Below are 17,129 nucleotides of genomic sequence, written 5' to 3' on the forward strand. Positions count from 1 at the left end.
GAATCAGGCTGCGGGCGCGCGCTTGCTGTCGATCCCGGCGGCTTGCAGATCGTCGAGCATGCCCGTCGTGCCTTCGAGCGGGATCGCGCGGGCGAGGGCCACGCGCTCGAGCATCATCGCGAGCTCCAGCATGTTGCTCACGGGCGGCAGGAGCGCGCTCGTCCCGTCCCAGAGATCGAGCCCGATGCTGCCGCGCAGAACCGGCAGCTCCTGCCCCTTCTGCTCGGTCTTCGGGATGCGCACCTTGTCGATCTGCGACCAGCTCCAGCGCCGCACCCGCGGCACCCCGAACGAGAGCAGCTCGCGCAGCACGATGCCCTCCGGGTTCACCACCACGCCGCGCATCTGGTCACGCAAAACCCCGGCGATTGCGCTGCAAAACAGGATGATCGCGCACACGCTGGCGGGCATGATGCGGTGGCGATCGTCCTCGACGACGTACTTGAAGAGCCAGGTATCCGTCGGGGCATGTTGCCCGTAGACGATCGCGCCCGAGATGATCAGCGCGACCGCGAGGTAAGCGAGCCAGGGAAGGCGTTCCTTCAGCGGCGGCCCGAACGACACGGTGCTGTCCGGGCGGTACGTCATGTCGAAGCCGGGAGGACGAGAAGGTCGCGCCATGCCCGCAGTCTACACGACCGGGGCGCGAACCTTGGATCCGGCTATCGACTCACTGGCACTCGGATGCCTTCGTCGGATTCGCGCGGAAGTATTCGAGGCACCACGGGCTCAGCGCTGCGGTGAAGTCCGCGCACGGGATCTGGTCCGGCGACGTGCCCGAGCGATCCGTCGCCAGCGCTTCTTTGCAGGAGGCGCAGCACTTCTGCTTCATCTCGCCGGCATCCGCGGGCTTTTCGCCCTCCTCCACCGGCTTCGGCGCTGCCTCCTCGCCGGCCATGTCCTGGCCGCCCGTGTCCTTGTCGACGTCCGGCACCTCTGCCTGCTTGGGCGGGCTACACGCCGCGATGAGCAGGGATCCCGCGAAGAACAAGCCGACGAGCGCGCTCGAAACCTTCTTCATGGATCCGGCTTTATCGGAAGCCCGACCGGGAATCAAACGTGGTGTTCGTCGCGGCGCTTTGAGCGTGGCGCCCTCCTATAGCAAACTCGCCGCCATGCACGTGCACCTCGTGGGCGTGGCAGGGACGGGGATGGGCGCGCTCGCCGGGCTGTTCAAGGCCAGCGGGCACGACGTCTCCGGCTCCGACGTCGCCTTCTATCCTCCCATGGGCCCCGCCCTCGAACGCTGGGGCATCCGGCTCATGGAGGGCTTCGACCCGAAGCACCTCGAACCTCGCCCCGATCTCGTCGTCATCGGAAACGTTTGCCGTCCAACGAACCCCGAGGCGCGCGCCGCGCTGGACAGCGGCGTCCCGACGAAGAGCATGCCTCACGCGCTCGCCGAGCTCCTGCTCGCGCATCGCTCTCCGCTCGTCGTCGGCGGCACCCACGGCAAGACCACGACGAGCGCCCTTTGCGCGTGGCTCCTCCACGAGGCCGGCCGCGACCCGGGCTTTCTCATCGGCGGCTTGCCCAAGAACTTCGACGCGAGCTTCCGCGTCCCCGGCGACGTGGCTCGCGGCGGCCGTTTGCCGCTCGTCACGGGCGAAGGCATGTCGCGTCGCAAGACGCCGTTCGTCGTCGAGGGCGACGAGTACGACACGGCCTTCTTCGAGAAGACCCCCAAGTTCTGGCACTACCGGCCCGAGGTCGCGATCCTCACGTCGATCGAGCACGACCACGTCGACATCTACCCGGACGAGGCCTCCTACCTCGCGGCCTTCCGCGGCTTCGTCGAGCGTGTCCCCGAGAGCGGCCTCATCGTCGCGGCCGCGGCCGATCCGCGCGTCGTCGACGTCGTCCGTGCTTCGGCCCGCGCCGAGGTCGCGTGGTTCGCCCTCGAAGGCGACGACACCCACGGACAGCCGCCGCACTGGCTCGCCGCGCCTGCCGAGGTCGACGAGAACGGCCAGTCGTTCGACCTCTACGCCGGCGGCGTCTACGCGGGCCGCGTCGCGCTCGCGATCCCCGGCCGCCACAACATCCGCAACGCGCTCGCCGCCGCCGCGGCCGTCGCGCAGGGCTTCGGCGTCCCGCTCTCCACGGTCATCTCGGCCCTCGCGACCTTCCAGGGCGTTCGCCGCCGGCAGGATCTGCTCTACGAAGTGCGCGGCGTCCGTGTCTACGACGACTTCGCGCACCACCCGACCGCCGTCGACGAGACCCTGCGCGCGCTCCGCGCCCGCCACACGAAGGGCGCGCTTTACGCCGTGTTCGAGCCGCGCAGCGCGACCGCTTGCCGTGCTCTCCATCAGGAGCAGTACGCGAGCGCGTTCGACGCGGCCGACGTCATCGTCCTCGCCCCGCTCGGCCGTACCGAGATCCCCGAGGCCGAGCGGCTCGACCTCCGCGCGCTCGCGGCAGCGCTCGAAGCACGGGGCAAGCGCGCGTGGACGCCTGCGTCGGTCGACGAGATCGTCACGCTGCTCGCGCGCGGCGCGCAGGCAGGCGACACCATCGCGCTCCTCTCGAACGGCGCGTTCGGCGGCATTTACGACAAGCTTCGGGGAGCGCTCGCGCCATGAAGAGCACGACGACGGGCGAGCGCGCGCAGTTTGCCGCCATCGCGCAGCTCGTGGCCGAGGAGGCGGGCGCGCTCGTGAGCGCCGGCTTCCGTTCGCGCCCGCCCGTCGAGTCGAAGGGCCCTTCGGATCTCGTCACCGAGTACGACCGCGCGAGCGAGGACATGATCGCGATGCGCCTCGGCTCGCTCGCGCCCGGCATCCCGGTCGTGGGCGAGGAGCGCGGCGACGGCTTCGCGCCAATGGCCCTGCGCAGCGGCCTCGTCTGGTACGTCGACCCGCTCGACGGCACGACGAACTTCGTGCACGGCCACCCCTTCTGGAGCATCTCCGTCGGCCTCTTCGACGGCGACGAGCCGATCGCAGGCGCGGTCGTGGCGCCGGCGCTCGGCCTTCGCTGGAGCGGTTGGGTGGGCGAGCCCGTGAGCGTCTCGGGCCGCCCGGGTCGGCACGGCGAGGCGCGGCGTAATGGTCAGCGATGCGGCGTGAGCCCGACGATGCGGCTCGAGGACGCGCTCGTCGCCACGGGGTTTCCGCCAATCCGCAACGTCGCGCCCGCGAACAATTTCCACTCGTTCATGAGCGTGAAGCACGTGGTGCAGGGCGTGCGGCGTTGCGGGAGCGCCGCGATCGACCTGTGCATGGTCGCAGACGGGACGTACGACGGTTACTGGGAGCGGAAGCTCAACATCTGGGACGTCGCGGCAGGCTGCGCGATGGTGCTGGCAGCGCGGGGGAGGATCACGTCGCTGGAGGGCGGGGTGCCGAATTATCACGAGGGGCACATCGCCGTTTCGAATGGGCATTTGCACGACGCGTTGGTCGAGGCGATCAACGCGTAGAGGCTGCTGCGAGAGCGTAGCGCCGGGGTTTCACCCCGGGCCCGACCAGGGGCTCTTCGCCCCTGGACCCGAACCAGGGCACAGCCCTGGACCTCTGGTGCATCGACCGCGGTGCGGTCGATGCAACGAGACGATTCGTGTAGCAGCCTGTGGAATACCCTCTCAGCGCTTGCGGCGTCGCGCGACGAGGGCGGCGAGGGCCACGAGGGCCGCGAGTCCACGTCCAGGGTGTTTCGAGGGGCCGCCCGTGGTGGTGCAACCGCTGTCCCCAGGCTCAGAGCCGCCCGTTCCCGCGGAGCCACCGGAGCCGCCCATTCCAGCGGAGCCCCCCATACCGATGGAGCCGCCCGAGCCGCCCATTCCGCCAGCGCCGCCGGAACCGCCCATTCCGCCAGCGCCGCCAGCGCCGCCGGAGCCGCCCATTCCGGCATCACCGCCTGAGCCGCCAGCGCCGCCCATTCCGGCATCACCGCCCGAGCCACCCATACCGCCCGAGCCGCCCATACCACCAGCGCCGCCCGAGCCGCCCATACCACCCGTGCCACCGCTGCCGTCCGGCGTCACGCCGCCCTCGTAAATCTCGGCGCTCTCGTGGGCGGCCGGGTCGCCGTCTCCAGACGAGCAGCCCTCCTGCATTCCTCCGAAGACCAGCACACGATTGCCCTCGAGCAGCACGGCGCCGGCACGAGTGCGCGATGCGCTCATGCTCGGCACCGGCGTCCAGTCATTCGTCTCCGGGTTGTACACGGCCGCGCTGCGGAGCGGGCAATCATTGCCGCCGGTCCATTCTCTGCCGCCCAAAAGCAGCACCATTCCATTTCCGAGCCGCATCGCCGTGTGGCGCCGGCGCGCGACATCGAGCGGACCGGTCACCGTCCAGTCGTTCGTCGTCGGATCGTACACCTGCGCGTGCGGCACGTTCCGCGCGCCTGCGACCAGCACCCGACCATCGTCGAGCAGCGTCGTCGTGAAATCGGCGGGCAGCATGAGCAATGCCTGCGTCGGCGTCCATGCATTCGTCGCCGGATCATACCGGTCCGCGCCTTCCCCGCTCACCACGAGCACGCTGCCGTCGTGGAGCTTCGTCGCCTGGTGCAATGGATGCGCGAACGTCAGCGTCCCGGCCGGCGAGAACATCCCCGTCGCCGGATCATAAAGCTCCGCCGTCGCCGGGTTTCCATGGCCCGCGGTCACCAGCACCTTTCCTCCCGAAAGGACGACCGCCGAATGCCCCGAGCGCGGAGCGCCGAGCGAGCCCGTCGCGCTCCACGATTTCGTCGCCGGGTCGTACAGCTCCGCGGCCGCCGTCCCGCCGCCCACCACGAGAATTCGCTCGTCGGGCAGCCGCGCGAGCACGAGGCCATTGTCGTGGTGTGCGGCCATGGCGCCGGTCATCGTCCACGTATTGCTCGCCGGATCGTAAAGCTCTGCCGAGGACGGGGAATCGCCGCCCACCACCAGGATCTCGCCGGTCGCGACCCGGACCGACTTCGCGCGGCGTCGCACATGCTGGAGCGGCGCGGCGTCGCTCCAGGCGTTCGTCGCTGGATCGTAGATCTGCACCGTGGGGTTATCGTCCCAGTCGTTGTTGATTCCCCCGGCGATGAGCACGCGGCCATCGGCGAGCTCGGCCCACGTGCCCTCCTGATGCGCCATGGACATGCTCCCGGCCGGCGTCCATGCCGATTGGCAGCCGACCGGCGCATCCCCGACGCACGCGCCCGCCTGGCATACCCCATTCGCCGTGCAACCGTCGGCGCTGCCGCAGGAGGCCCCGCTCAATGGGGTGCAGATCCCGTCCGCGGACGCGCCCTTGCTCACCGCGCAGGCGTCACACGCGCCCGCGTCGCACGCCGCATTGCAGCAGACGCCGTCGACGCAGAAGCCGCTCGCGCATTCGCCGTCGAAGAGGCAGGCGCTGCCATTCGTCGCGAGGCTGAGCGACTCGACGCTCGCCGTGCCGCCGCCGGTGACGAGCACCCGCCCGTCGGCGAGCTCCGTGGCGACGTGCCCGCTGCGGTTCGTGTTCATGAACTTGCCGAGCGACCATGTTCCGGTGACCGGATCGTAGAGCTCCGGGAACGCGCCGCCCGTGACCAGCACCCGACCATCGGCGAGGCGCGTGGCCGTGTGCATGTAGTGGGTCACGTTCATCGGCGTCGCCCCCGCCCATGTATTGCTCGCTGGATCGTAGAGCACCGTGCCGCGGTTCTCCGCGGTGAAACCCTCGCCGCCGTAATCGGTGTACCCGCCGGTGATGAGCGCCTTGCCGTTCTCGAGCAGCGTCGCGGTGTAACCCTCGCGGTTCTGGATCGTGCCCGCGAAGGTCCACGAATCCGTGGCGGGATCATAAACCTGCGTGAGGGAATTGGTCACGACGAGGACCTTGCCGTTTTGCAGCAGCGTCGCCGTATGGTCTTGCTCTTCGATGTCGTCGGGCGGCGGCGCGACCTCGACCGACGTATTCGTGACGGGATCGTAGATCTCCGCCTCGTTGGTGACACCATCCCCGTCGATGACGCCGCCGAGCAGGTAGATCCGCCCGTCGGGGAGCAGCGTCGCGGTATGCCCCATGCGGGCCGCGAGCAGCGGCGCGCCGAGCGTCCATGTACCGGCGACCGGATCGTACACCTCGACGGTGTCCGTCACGCCTCCGGCCACGAGGACCTTTCCATTCGGCAGGAGCGTCGCGGTATGGGCCGTATGCGTCGTGCTCATGGGCGCGACGAGCGTCCATGAATTCGCGACCGGATCGAACACCTCGGCGGTCTCGCTCCCGCCGCCGGCCGCGAGGACCTTCCCGTTCGGGAGCAACGTGGCCGTGTGCCGATTCCGCGACATGTTCATCGGCGGCACCACGTCCCAGCGCGGCGCCGTGAGCGCCGATGTGGCCGCATTCAGGGTGAGCACCTCCGGGGTATCGGCGCGGCTGCAGGCGAGCGGCAACACGGCCGGCGCCATACAAAGAGCGAAAAGGAGTCGGCGAGAGAGGGACATGGTACGCATGATCCCCACGATACCGGCGTCCGCGCCGCGCGTGTCAACGGACGAGCACGGGGCGCGCGACGTTCACGTTGTGCGGAGTCGTACCGTCTGTCGCCGACGTTCCGGTCGTTTCGGTTCGTACTGGCTCGTGTTCGGGCTGGAGCGTTGGCCTCTGGGGTGGTAGGGTATGGTTGTTCCCTCTGCTGTTCTCCGTGAGGTGATTGGCAATTGAATCCCGAGTAAGCCTGAACCAGGGGCCCACTACGCTGTCGTGGTGAGCTAGGCCCGAGAAGTCATCGGGAAGCCTAAAGCGGCACATCGGGCACCCACCTAGCCGCAAGCTAGGGGTTCAAGCCATCAATCCACGATTACGGCGGTAAGGAACTCTTCTTCGAGCCCGGCGAGAGCCGGGCTCATCTTTTTCGAACGTCCGAGGATACTCCGCTGGGGTGGGAGCTCCTACTCCTCGCTGCGCGCTGTGCCCGTGGCCGCCTCGTCCTCGGGCTCCTCGTCGTCGCCGACATCGAGCCCGTCGTCGGTCTTGTCCTTGAGGAAGAAGAGGTCTTGCGTCTTCTTGTCGCGCGGGAAGGCGGCCTTGATGCGATTGGCGACCTCGGCGAACACATCGAGGAACTCTTCCTTCGCGAGGTTCCGGGCGGCTCGCGCTTGCGCCGCGGCCTCCATGCCGAGCTTGCGCGCTTCGAGCGCTTGTTCGTAGCGGTGTCGATGGGCGGTGATCTTGTCGAGCTCGGCCGAGCCGGCGGGGTAGATGGCGGCGATCTCGGTATATCGACCTTCGAGGGCGCGCATTTCCTTGATCTGCGTGCCGCCGACGGGCTTGATGATCGGCGTGGAGCCGCCTGGGAACAGGGTCGATACGATACGACCGCCCGGGCGACCATCCTCGATTTCGGCGCGCTTGAGCGCGAGGCGAACGACCTGGTCGGCGAGCCTGTCCGTGAATTTCACCTCGACCCGGATGACGATGAGCTCTTTGATCTGCTGGTTGTAGGCCTGCTCGCGCGCGAGGAGCGCGTTCGTGGCGTCCTCGAGCTTGGCGGCGAGGCCGTTCAGGGCAGCGACGTCGGAGAATTTTCCGAGCATGGTCCGCGTGTAGAGGCTCTTGAGCTCGCAGCGGGTGATGGGTGTCTTGGCGTTGGGGAGTACCGACAAGGCTCGTCTCCTGGCTGGTTGGTAAGGCGGGTAGCAGAAAGGATGTGGGCGGGGTTGTCAAGGGCGGATACGGGTTGCTTGGAGGGGAGGCGGGTCGAGGGGAGGGCGCGGCAAGGTGACTTGCGGCAGCGCGGTGGGGTGGCGGTGGGGGTGGAGGTGTTGCGCGGGGCGTGTCCACGGCGTGGCGGAGGGAGAGGAAACGTGGGGGGAGACACGTTTGCGGCGTGGCGGAGGGTGCGGAAAGGGTGCCGAGGGCTCGGGGGCGGCGTGGCGGAGGGTGCGGAAAGGGTGCCGAGGGCTCGGGGGCGGCGTGGCGGAGGGTGCGGAAAGGGTGCCGAGGGCTCGGGGGCGGCGTGGCGGAGAAGGCGGCGGCGTTGCGGGGAGGGAGGGGATGAGGGGGACGGGGCGGAAGCAAGGTGTATGACCGCTTGTCAACGACCTTCATCTCCTTGAGACTTGGCGATGGTGAAGTCCCCTGCTCCCCTCAACCGAGCGCGGACAGCCCATCAACCCCGGACCAACCATCATGATCAAGATCAAACGTAATTTCAATATCCGGAATCTGGTCCGGGAACTCTCCGAGAACAAGGTGAGCGCGTTGGAAGTCTTTCGCGAGGCTATCTCGAACGCGAAGGATCACGGGGCGCGCAGGGTTTGGTTCAAGACGGCCAAGGATCAACGCAACGAGGTGACGATCCTCATCGCAGATGACGGCGAAGGGATGGACCAGAAGCGGCTCGAGGCCTTCTGGGGGGTGGGGGCCTCGGAGAAGGCGGGAGGTCAGCAATCGATTGGGTACAAGGGTCACGGGACCAAGCTGTATTTCGATTGTCGCCGCCTCTCGGTGGCGACGCGGACGGATGTCTCGGAGCCCTGGCGCGTGACCAGGCTCGACATGCCCTATGAGCGCGAGGAAGAAGACATCGACGAGGTTGCGTTGCGTCCGAGCGATGCCCTATCCCGTGAGATCGAAGATATGGGCCTCGGGAGCAGCACGGGGGCCGTGATCCTGATCGAGCAGGTACGATTCGAGGATCGGCAAGATTTGCTCGAGCGACCCAAGATCGAGTCTTACTGTGACTGGTTCACGGCCATCGGAGATATCCGGTCCGGCCTGTTCCAGCAACGCGTGGAGTTTCACCGGGCCATCGCTCGCGGAGATGCCATTCTTGATACGCTGCGGCTCCACGAAGGGGAGCTCCGGCCGATCGAGGTTCGACTGCGTATCAACGGCGAGAAAACATACCAGCCCATCGGCATGGGCCCGAACACGAGGTTTCTGGCAGCCTGGGGGGACGACACCAAAGAGTTCAAGAGCAATACTGGATTGCTCGCTTACGGTCATCGGTTTGCAGACGAGTATCAGGGCTCAGGGGCGGGGCGCATGCGTGACGACAAGAGTGCCTTGCGGCTGACGACACCTGCGACCTGGACGACGGATGACGGAATCGCGATTGTAGCGCGTGTCGAGGGGCACCGGCGGCAACTCGATACATACCTGGAAGCGAAATGGCAAGGGCATCAGGGGGTATACAGCTTCGAGGAGCGTTTCGGGCTGTGGCTGTGTCGCGATTTCATCCCAGTAACGCAACGCAATGATCTCTTGCGCAAGGCGCTCGACGAGGCGTCTGGCCAGAAGCTTCGTTTCGAACTCAATAACCTCCGCAACTGGAAGGTATTTGTCAATCACCAGAGCTTTCGTCTCACGGCCAACCGGAACGATGTATCCAACCGAGTCACCCTCGACGCGAAGGTCGTCGACGCGCTCGTGACGGTGCTCCGAGAAGCCCTCAAAAACAAGAGCTTTCAGGAATGGGTCGAGCGCCTTCGGAGGGCCACATTCGAGCGGCGAAGGGAGCGCGAGCTGAACCAGATGACGCAGCGGCTCGAGGAGGCGCAGCAATGGATCGAGGCAAAGACGAAGAAGGACGGGATCGATCCGAGCGACGTGACCGGCTTGCCTCTGCTCCCGGATGGGTACTCGCTTCTCATGAAGGCGCCGCGCTCCGAGCAGGAGCTGTTCTACGTGTATGGATTGCTGGCGGGGCGCTTCGAGATGCCGATTCACGTTATCGAGTACGACGCCAGCGAAGGCGTGGACGCGATCGGAAAGCTTCGCGATTCAAAACTTCTCACCGAGCGACGGCCCCTCGTTCGGGTCGAGTTCAAGCTCGAGGTAGCAGCCGACAACCCGATTCATCACTTCTTCGACGCGATCGATGTCATCATCTGCTGGAGCGTAGGAAAGGAAGGAGACATCTTCGAGGAGAGTTCCTACGGCGGTGGCAAGCTGCGAAAGCGGAAGAAGCCTGTGCTGACGCCGCCGATCGATACCTATGAGATCGTGTACGACGACGATGGCAAGGAACGCGTAATCCCTGTCATCGAGATTGCGGCGTTGTTCCCTCAGACTGCTGGAAAAAAGAAGCGATAGGGAGCCTTCGCCCGCGATCCTTCCACAGCTTGCCCGCTCAGACCTCCGTCCGCGCCTGGCCCGACGAGAGCCGCTGCTCTCCGCCCCCTCCGCATGACCGCCATCTCTGCCTAATCACCCATGATACACATGGTGTCATGGCCGATACTCCGAGCTCATGGGTACCTGGGCTCACTTCCTTTGACACCCCCTTCGACATCATCCCCGACATCGCTTGGTTCGAGCCGCCCGACATCATTGCCTTTCGCCTCGCCCGCGATATGGCTGCCGAGGAGGCCGCGCGGATCATGGCCTTCGTCCGGGAAGCGGTGCCGCGGACGGGCGCGCTCTTCTCGGTGACGGACGCCGCGGTGCACCTCCCGCGCGTCAGCATCAGCGCCGCCATCGAGTTCAACCGACAGTTCAACCCGCGCCTCATCCGCGCCGCCGCCGTCGTCGGCGCGGATTACCGCATGCGCATGCTCTCCGAGACCCTCATCCGCGCCGCCCGCCTCCTCAAGCTCGAAGTCGCCAAGTCCCCCGTCCGCTACTTCGACGACCACGCCGCCGCCCGCGCCTGGTTCGCCGAGCTCCGAACGAGCCCCGCCTGACCGATCACTCCGCCGCCCCTGTCAAGCAAAACCCGTCAACGGGCTGACCCCGCACGCGCCTCGCGCCGCCACCCCTCTGACGCCCGCGCGACTGGCCCCGCGAGCCGTCCTCCCTGGCGGCTTTTCTTTTCCGTTTGCCCTGCCATTCCGGTAGCTTCCCCCTTCCGATGGACACGTTCGACACGCTCGTTTCCAAGGCGAAGGCGAGCCAATCCGGCCGCCTGCGCGGCCTGCTCCGCCGAGGAGCCGTCGCGCTCGTGCTCTTGACCGTCCCAGGCGTTGCGTTTGCCGCCGTCACCGCCAAGGGCAAGCTGAGCGGGGCCGACAAGCTCCTGAACCCCGTGTGGAACGAGGCGAAGGACCCGAACGCTCGTCGCTACACGTTCCGCGAGCCGTCCCCGACCGTGCGGCCCGACGTGCGTACCCTCACGGGGCACCTGCCGAAAGAGGTCGCGATCGTCGCGCTCGGCGACAAGGGCACGCCCGCGAAGGTGCCCGTCACCATCAGCATCGGCGGCGGTCGCATGAGCCCCGTCACGGTCGTCGTGCCCGAGGGCCAGCAGATCAACTTCGAGAACAAAGACCCGTTCCCGCACAAGATCTACGACACCGGCAACAAGGGCCTCGGCGCCGTCGAGACCGCCGGCGGCAAGAGCCGCTCCTGGACCCCGCCCGCGCCCGGCAAATACGAGCTCCGCGATCAACTCGCGCCGAGCATCCGCGCCTGGATCGTCGTCGAGCCCCGCGCGATCGCCTCGACCTATCCCGATCGCAAGGGCGACTTCGCGATCGAGCTCGAGCCCGGTCCGCACAAGCTACGCGCGTACTTCAACGGCGAGCCCGTCGGCCAGGAGCTCGACGTGACGATCACGCCCTTCCCGACCGAGCAGCCCCTCAAGGCTCCGCTCGTGGTCGGCGAGACCCCGAGCAAGTGAAGGCGGAGACGAGAAGATGATCCTGTCCCGTTTCTGGTACCTCGCCCTCGCCATCGTGGCTGGCTTCGCGGCCTTCATCCTCATGCTCGCCGCGCAGATGTACAACCGCGCCGGCCTCCGCGCGATGAGCGACTCGCTCGCCGCCGACTCGAGCGCCGTCGGTTGGTACCTCAAAGACGACGCGCGCAACCGTTCGAGCGCGCTCATTCCGATCGCGCTCTCGCCCGAGCTGCGCACGCAGCTCGCCAAGGCGTCGGGCGAGCCGAAGCTCTCGCGCGACATCATCTCGGAGGGGCAGAAGGCGCTGAAGAAGCTCGCCACCGAGGTGCCGGCGGACCTCACGTTCGACGCGCTCCGGGCCGTCGACGCGAACGGCCGCATCATCGCCGCCGTCGGCGTCGTGAACGACCTGCCCATCGAGGACGCGGATCTCGGTGGCTACCCCGTCGTCGCCGACGCGCTGCACGGCTGGATTCGTGACGACGCGTGGGTCTCGAAGGGCCGCATCTACCGCGTCGTCACGCGCCCCGTCGAGGCGGAGGTCAACGGCGAGCCCGTCGGCGCCGTCGTCGGCATCAAGATCGTCGACGACAGGTTCGCGCAGGGCGTCTCGAAGCGCACGGGCGCCGCGGTCGCCTTCTACGCCGACGGCGCGCGCGTCGCGTCCTGGGCCCCCGAAGGGTTCGACAAGTCGAACATGGATCAGATCACCCAGGATCTGAAGCAGCTCGACGACAACAAGGACTACCAGGAGAAGGGCCGCAGCGAGCCGCGCGTCATCGCCTCGCACCTCGGCGTCGTCTACGCGCGCATGGCCGGCGAGGCCTGGGATCTCGGCGCGGGGTTCGCCGTCGGGCGCCTCGCGGTCTCCGTCTCGGGGCCGCTCGACTTCCTCGGCAAGGCCGACGACACGGACAAGAAAAACGTCTCGTGGCTCTTCGTCGTCGTCTTCGTCGTCGGGCTCGCGGGCCTCGGCATCTTCTTCTCGGTCCTCGAGCACACGCAGCCGCTCGCCACGTTCGGCAAGGAGGCCATCCGCCTCGCGAAGGGCGAGGTCGATGTGCTCGCGCCGAGCAAGTTCCGCGGCGCATACAAGAAGGTCGCCTCCGACATCAACGACGGCATCGACAAGATCGCGGCCAAGGGCGGCGCGCCGCGTCGCGCGGCCGATCTCGAGACGGTCCTCGGTCCGATCCCGGCCGCGCCCACGATGAGCGCCTTCGCCGTGCCCGGCCCCGGCGAGACCTCGTCGCAGGCGATCACGGTCCCGAACAGCGCCCCCGCGAAGCCGCTGCCGAAGGCCCTGCCGAAGCCGAAGCCGCGTCCCGGCTCGACCACGCAGGACCCGGTCGAGTCCGTGCCCGAGGGCGCGCCCGAGGCCGTGTCCGCGCCCGCGGCGCCGCCGCCGCTGCCCAAGGCCGCCGCCGAGCCTGCGGCCGCCGAGCCTGCGGATGCTGCGGATGCGGGCGAGGTCGACGAACTCACCGAGTGGCAGAAGGTCTACGAAGAGTTCGTCGCCATGAAGCAGCAGTGCGGCGAGCCGACGGCGGGCATGACGTTCGACAAGTTCAAGTCGACGCTGCAACGCAACAAGGACGCGCTCGTGCAGCGGCACGGCGTGACGCGCGTGAAGTTCACGGTGTACGCGAAGGAAGGCAAGGCCGCGCTGAAGGCCTCGCCGGTCAACAAGTAAACCAGAGCATCGGCAATCGGCAGGAGCGGCAGAGCGATGGGCGCGAGGAATCTCGTCGTGGGGGCGTTCGTGGGGTCGGTCTTGCTCGGGGGCGCGGGCGTCGCGCGCGCCTCCTCCGGGATCGACTCTCCCGACAACGGCGTCGTGCAGGTCGGCCGCGGCAATACCTACGTCGCGCGCGCCGACGATCCGCTCGCCGCGTACTACAACCCGGCGGGCCTCGCGTTCCAGAAGTCGGGCGTGCACGTCGGCGCGCACCTCATGTTCATGGATCGCTGCTTCTCGCGGCGCGACGTGAACGGCCAGCCCGTCTCGCCGGGCGGCGGCATTCCCGGCCCCGGTGCGGCGGGCGGCCCCTCCGACCCCGTCTGCGCCGAGAGCACGCCCTTCCCGAACCCGCAGATCGCCGCGAACTTCCGCATCACGCGGCAGCTCGCGATCGGCCTCTCCGTCATGGGCCCGCACGGCGTCGGCAAGATGGTCTGGCCCGAGTCGGTCCCGTACACGAACCAGCTCGGCATCTCGACCACGCAGCCCGCGCCGCAGCGCCACCTCCTCATCGAGAGCGACTCGCTCATCATCAACCCGACGCTCAGCGTGAGCTACGCGATCAAGGATTGGCTCAGCATCGGCGCAGGCTTCATCTGGGGCGTCGCCTCGATCGACTTCGTCAACTTCACCGAGGCCACCTCGCAGTTCCCCAGGGACGACTTCGCGGGCAACCAGGAAGTCAAGTCCACGCTCTCGGCCTTCGACGGCTTCGTGCCGGGCGTCGTCGTCGGCGTCCTCGCCTCGCCGCACAAGCGCCTCGACCTCGGCGCGTGGTTCAAGTGGCAGGACGCGATCTCCACGCGCACGGGCGTGAAGCTCGAATCACTCTACTGGCGCGCGGGCGGCCAGAAAAACGAGAACCCGTGCCCGATGGGCCCCGCGAACTGCAACATCACCGAGGACGAGGACGCGGGCTCGCTCAAGTTCCGCCTCCCGCTCGAGGCGCGCCTCGGCTTCCGCTACCACCACCCGCTGCGCGCGGGCTCGCTCGTGCCCAAGACCGGCCCGAAGGTGCGCGACTCGCTCGCCGACGACCTCTTCGACATCGAGGTCGACTTCACCTACGCGCACAACAGCGTCGTCGACGTCCTCGAGGTCCGCTTCGATCCGGGCATCCGCGTGAACGGCACGCCGGGCAACATCCCCGAGAACGCCGACATCCCGCACAAGTGGAAGAACGTCTTCGGCGTGCGCTTCGGCGGCGACTTCACGATCATCCCCGGCTTCATCGCCGTGCGCGCCGGCGGGTTTTTCGAAACCAACGGCCAGGACCCGGCGTACCTGAACCCCGATTTCCACCTCGGCAGCAAGGTCGGCGTGGGCGGCGGCGGCACCGTGCGCCTCGGGCCGGTCGACGTCTCGATTGCCTACCAGCACACGTTCTTCGAACCGCTCGACAACGGCGGCAAGGGTGAGGTTTTGGGCCTCTCCGGTGACGCGACCACGAATTATCGCAGCGTGCACAACGTCAATGGCGGACGGCTCGAGTCGAGCCTGAACGAAGTGGCGCTCGGGGCGACTTACCGGTTCTGAAGACCTCGTTCCAGCGCGGCTGGACGAACGACGCACGACGGTTCCCCAACGTCACGTGAAGAATGACGTCGAGGGCGTTGACACCGGATACGCCGGCACGCTTCGATGCCACGGTTATTCTCGGTTGGGGACGAACGAGTCCGGGAGGATTTTGGATGAACGCGCGTGCTTCGTTGATGGTGGTTGGACTGGGTTTTGCGGCCTTTGGCTGTGCCATTCCCAAGCCCCCGCCGACGGCCCCGGACGAATACGAGTACAAGTTTGAGCACAAAAAGACCGGCGAGCCCCTGAGCGTCGAGGGCGAGAGTTTTACGTACACCACGACCGAGCGCGTCGAGCTCGGCGAGGAGCAGATTCGCGACGCGCAGGGTCGTCTCGTCGGATCGAGCCGCATCTACGGCAACCAGCAGGTCGCGCACCGCGGCTACCAGTGGGGCGTCTACCAGGGCCGGCAGCCGATCGACGTGCTCAGCGCGCTGCACATCGCGCGCGACAGGGCGTTCGAGGATGCGTTCGAGGAGCGCATCGTGGAGATCCGCGAGAACCACGCGAACTCGATGTCCGTCTACGAGAAGGGCATCAAGGAGAACGCCGGCAAGCGCTCCACGGGCATGATCGTGGCGGGCGTCGGCTATGGCATCGCGGGCGGCTGGGCCATCGCCGCGGCGGTCACGAAGGACGATCCCCTCATCCCGACGGCGGGCTCCACGGCCATCATCATCGGCGGCGTCATCGTCGGCGCGATCGGCACCTGGATTTACTCGGCCGCGCTCGGCGGCATGCGTCGCGAGGCGGACAAGGCCACCCGGATGGCCAACGACAAGATCTCGCCCTCCGACTTCCCGAAGCAAACGACCGAGTCGTACCTCCACGACGTCGCCCGCGAGTACAACCGCGGCCTCGTCGCCGAGCCCCCGCCGCCGCCGAAGGACACGAAGAAGAAGAAGAAAAAGTAGGCCTCGGCGCAGAATTCGCGGCCTTTCCCGCCTCTGTTCGTCCGGGTGGTGCGCGCGTATCGACGCGGCCGCGCGCCTTCGCTATGACCCGGGCCAGCATGACCGACACACCCGTCCGCAACGTCATCATCATCGGCTCGGGCCCTGCGGGCCTGACTGCGTCCATCTACGCCGCGCGCGCGAACCTCAAGCCGCTCTGCATCGAGGGCTTCAACGCGGGCGGGCTCATTCCCGGCGGTCAGCTCATGTTCACGACCGACGTCGAGAACTATCCGGGCTTTCCGCAGAAGGTCACGGGTCAGGAGCTCATGCAGCGCTTCCGCGATCAGGCGGAGCACCAGGGCACCGAGATCGTGACGGCGGACGTGACGAAGGTCGACCTCTCCGCGCGGCCGTTCAAGGTCTGGGTCGACGAAACGCTCTACCTCGCCAAGACCGTGATCGTCGCGACGGGCGCGCGCGCGAACTACCTCGGCTTGCCGAACGAGGAGCTTCTCAAGAACAAGGGCGTGAGCGCCTGCGCCGTGTGCGACGGCGCGCTCTACCGCGGTCGTGACGTCGCCGTCGTCGGCGGCGGCGACACCGCGATGGAGGAGGCGAGTTACCTCGCGGGCCTCTGCAACTCGGTCACGCTCGTGCATCGCCGCGATGACTTCCGCGCGAGCAAGGCGATGGTCGACCGCGTCGTTTCGAATCCCAAGATCAAGATCCTCTACAGCCACGTGGTCGAGGACGTGCTCGACGTCTCCAAGGACGAGGTCACGGGGATCGTCGTGAAGAACCTCAAGACCGGGGAAAAGTCGTCCGTTCCGGTCGCGGCGTTTTTCGTGGCGATCGGCCACACGCCCATGACCGAGCTCTTCGTCGGGCAGCTCGAGACGCACCCGAACGGCTACCTGAAGACCGTGCCCGGCTCCACGCGCACGAGCGTGCCCGGCGTGTTCGCCGCGGGTGACGTGCAGGACTGGACGTACAGGCAAGCGGTCACGGCGGCGGGCACGGGCTGCATGGCCGCGCTCGACGCCGAGCGATTCTTGCAGCAAGAAGGTGGGAGTCACTGACGAAGGCCTTCGATGGACGAGCCCCACGCCGACCCGCGCGACGAGCTCCTCGAGATCGCGACCTCGGTGCGCGCGCTCGTCGAGTGGTACGACAGCACGGGCGCGTGGGGCTTGCCGCTCGCGCCCGCGCGTAGCCAGGTCGAGCCTGCGTATCCCGCGGCCGAACCCCACGACGCGCCGCCGCCGCCAAACCCTCGCGCGCCCGCGCCCGCCCCGGATCGGCGCCCCGCCGCGGCGGACGCCTCCTTCGCGCAGCCCGCGCCGTTCACGCCGCCGCCCGAGCGCGCGCCTGCG

At 67.7% G+C, this 17,129-nt stretch carries 13 protein-coding genes and 1 pseudogene; 10 read left to right on the top strand and 4 right to left on the bottom strand.

Annotation, left to right across the window (positions count from 1 at the left end; translation table 11 throughout):
* Positions 1–3: 3 nt before the first annotated feature.
* Both QHF83_RS27650 and QHF83_RS27655 read right to left on the bottom strand, forming a co-directional pair.
* Entirely contained in the window at positions 4–621 is a 618-nt protein-coding gene (locus tag QHF83_RS27650) for a hypothetical protein (protein ID WP_282420950.1), read from the bottom strand.
* 49 nt (positions 622–670) lie between these two features.
* Positions 671–1,021 (bottom strand): hypothetical protein, encoded by a 351-nt coding sequence (locus QHF83_RS27655; protein WP_282420951.1) that lies wholly within the window; start codon positions 1,019–1,021, stop codon positions 671–673.
* Positions 1,022–1,115: 94 nt separating this feature from the next.
* Here QHF83_RS27655 and QHF83_RS27660 point away from each other — a divergent pair, with 94 nt between their 5' ends.
* Complete coding sequence (locus tag QHF83_RS27660) at positions 1,116–2,585, top strand: Mur ligase family protein (RefSeq protein WP_282420952.1); 1,470 nt, start codon at positions 1,116–1,118, stop codon at positions 2,583–2,585.
* Positions 2,582–3,424, top strand: a complete 843-nt coding sequence (locus QHF83_RS27665; RefSeq protein ID WP_272416988.1) for an inositol monophosphatase family protein — start codon at positions 2,582–2,584, stop codon at positions 3,422–3,424. The genes QHF83_RS27660 and QHF83_RS27665 overlap by 4 nt, the downstream gene beginning before the upstream one ends.
* A 162-nt stretch (positions 3,425–3,586) precedes the next feature.
* Here the strand turns inward: QHF83_RS27665 and QHF83_RS27670 are convergent, their stop codons facing one another.
* A complete protein-coding gene (locus QHF83_RS27670; protein ID WP_282420953.1) occupies positions 3,587–6,385 on the bottom strand; it encodes a kelch repeat-containing protein in 2,799 nt (932 codons plus the stop codon).
* 483 nt (positions 6,386–6,868) lie between these two features.
* Positions 6,869–7,582, bottom strand: coding sequence for a hypothetical protein (locus QHF83_RS27675; RefSeq protein WP_282420954.1), 714 nt, complete (start codon positions 7,580–7,582; stop codon positions 6,869–6,871).
* Positions 7,583–8,108: 526 nt separating this feature from the next.
* Between QHF83_RS27675 and QHF83_RS27680 the strand changes: the two genes are divergently transcribed.
* The 8 genes and pseudogenes from QHF83_RS27680 to QHF83_RS27715 all read left to right on the top strand — a co-directional run.
* Positions 8,109–10,016 carry an ATP-binding protein gene (locus tag QHF83_RS27680; RefSeq protein ID WP_282420955.1) on the top strand — a complete coding sequence of 636 codons (1,908 nt, stop codon included), beginning with the start codon at positions 8,109–8,111 and terminating at the stop codon, positions 10,014–10,016.
* Between the two features lie 137 nt (positions 10,017–10,153).
* Positions 10,154–10,606 (top strand): STAS/SEC14 domain-containing protein, encoded by a 453-nt coding sequence (locus QHF83_RS27685; protein ID WP_282420956.1) that lies wholly within the window; start codon positions 10,154–10,156, stop codon positions 10,604–10,606.
* 167 nt (positions 10,607–10,773) lie between these two features.
* Complete coding sequence (locus QHF83_RS27690; protein WP_282420957.1) at positions 10,774–11,541, top strand: hypothetical protein; 768 nt, start codon at positions 10,774–10,776, stop codon at positions 11,539–11,541.
* 16 nt (positions 11,542–11,557) lie between these two features.
* Positions 11,558–13,234, top strand: a complete 1,677-nt coding sequence (locus tag QHF83_RS27695; protein ID WP_282420958.1) for an MXAN_5187 family protein — start codon at positions 11,558–11,560, stop codon at positions 13,232–13,234.
* 36 nt (positions 13,235–13,270) lie between these two features.
* On the top strand, positions 13,271–14,818 hold the full coding sequence (locus QHF83_RS27700) for a hypothetical protein (protein ID WP_282420959.1): 1,548 nt from the start codon (positions 13,271–13,273) through the stop codon (positions 14,816–14,818).
* A gap of 155 nt (positions 14,819–14,973) precedes the next feature.
* Positions 14,974–15,774, top strand: a complete 801-nt coding sequence (locus tag QHF83_RS27705; protein WP_282420960.1) for a hypothetical protein — start codon at positions 14,974–14,976, stop codon at positions 15,772–15,774.
* A gap of 98 nt (positions 15,775–15,872) precedes the next feature.
* Entirely contained in the window at positions 15,873–16,835 is a 963-nt protein-coding gene (gene trxB, locus QHF83_RS27710) for a thioredoxin-disulfide reductase (RefSeq protein WP_282420961.1), read from the top strand.
* A 12-nt stretch (positions 16,836–16,847) separates the two neighbouring features.
* Positions 16,848–17,129 (top strand): annotated as a pseudogene (locus QHF83_RS27715) (hypothetical protein); the annotation flags it as partial.

The organism is Polyangium sp. 15x6 (genome assembly GCF_029960785.1).
Taxonomy (GTDB): Bacteria; Myxococcota_A; Polyangia; order Polyangiales; family Polyangiaceae; genus Polyangium.

Excerpts from the sequence above, each read along its gene's own strand:
- trxB (WP_282420961.1), top strand. The coding sequence starts at position 15,873 with ATGACCGACACACCCGTCCGCAACGTCATCATCATCGGCTCGGGCCCT.
- QHF83_RS27685 (WP_282420956.1), top strand. The coding sequence starts at position 10,154 with ATGGCCGATACTCCGAGCTCATGGGTACCTGGGCTCACTTCCTTTGAC.
- QHF83_RS27680 (WP_282420955.1), top strand. The coding sequence starts at position 8,109 with ATGATCAAGATCAAACGTAATTTCAATATCCGGAATCTGGTCCGGGAA.
- QHF83_RS27665 (WP_272416988.1), top strand. The coding sequence starts at position 2,582 with ATGAAGAGCACGACGACGGGCGAGCGCGCGCAGTTTGCCGCCATCGCG.
- QHF83_RS27655 (WP_282420951.1), bottom strand. The coding sequence starts at position 1,021 with ATGAAGAAGGTTTCGAGCGCGCTCGTCGGCTTGTTCTTCGCGGGATCC.
- QHF83_RS27650 (WP_282420950.1), bottom strand. The coding sequence starts at position 621 with ATGGCGCGACCTTCTCGTCCTCCCGGCTTCGACATGACGTACCGCCCG.
- QHF83_RS27660 (WP_282420952.1), top strand. The coding sequence starts at position 1,116 with ATGCACGTGCACCTCGTGGGCGTGGCAGGGACGGGGATGGGCGCGCTC.
- QHF83_RS27670 (WP_282420953.1), bottom strand. The coding sequence starts at position 6,385 with ATGGCGCCGGCCGTGTTGCCGCTCGCCTGCAGCCGCGCCGATACCCCG.
- QHF83_RS27700 (WP_282420959.1), top strand. The coding sequence starts at position 13,271 with ATGGGCGCGAGGAATCTCGTCGTGGGGGCGTTCGTGGGGTCGGTCTTG.
- QHF83_RS27695 (WP_282420958.1), top strand. The coding sequence starts at position 11,558 with ATGATCCTGTCCCGTTTCTGGTACCTCGCCCTCGCCATCGTGGCTGGC.
- QHF83_RS27705 (WP_282420960.1), top strand. The coding sequence starts at position 14,974 with ATGAACGCGCGTGCTTCGTTGATGGTGGTTGGACTGGGTTTTGCGGCC.
- QHF83_RS27690 (WP_282420957.1), top strand. The coding sequence starts at position 10,774 with ATGGACACGTTCGACACGCTCGTTTCCAAGGCGAAGGCGAGCCAATCC.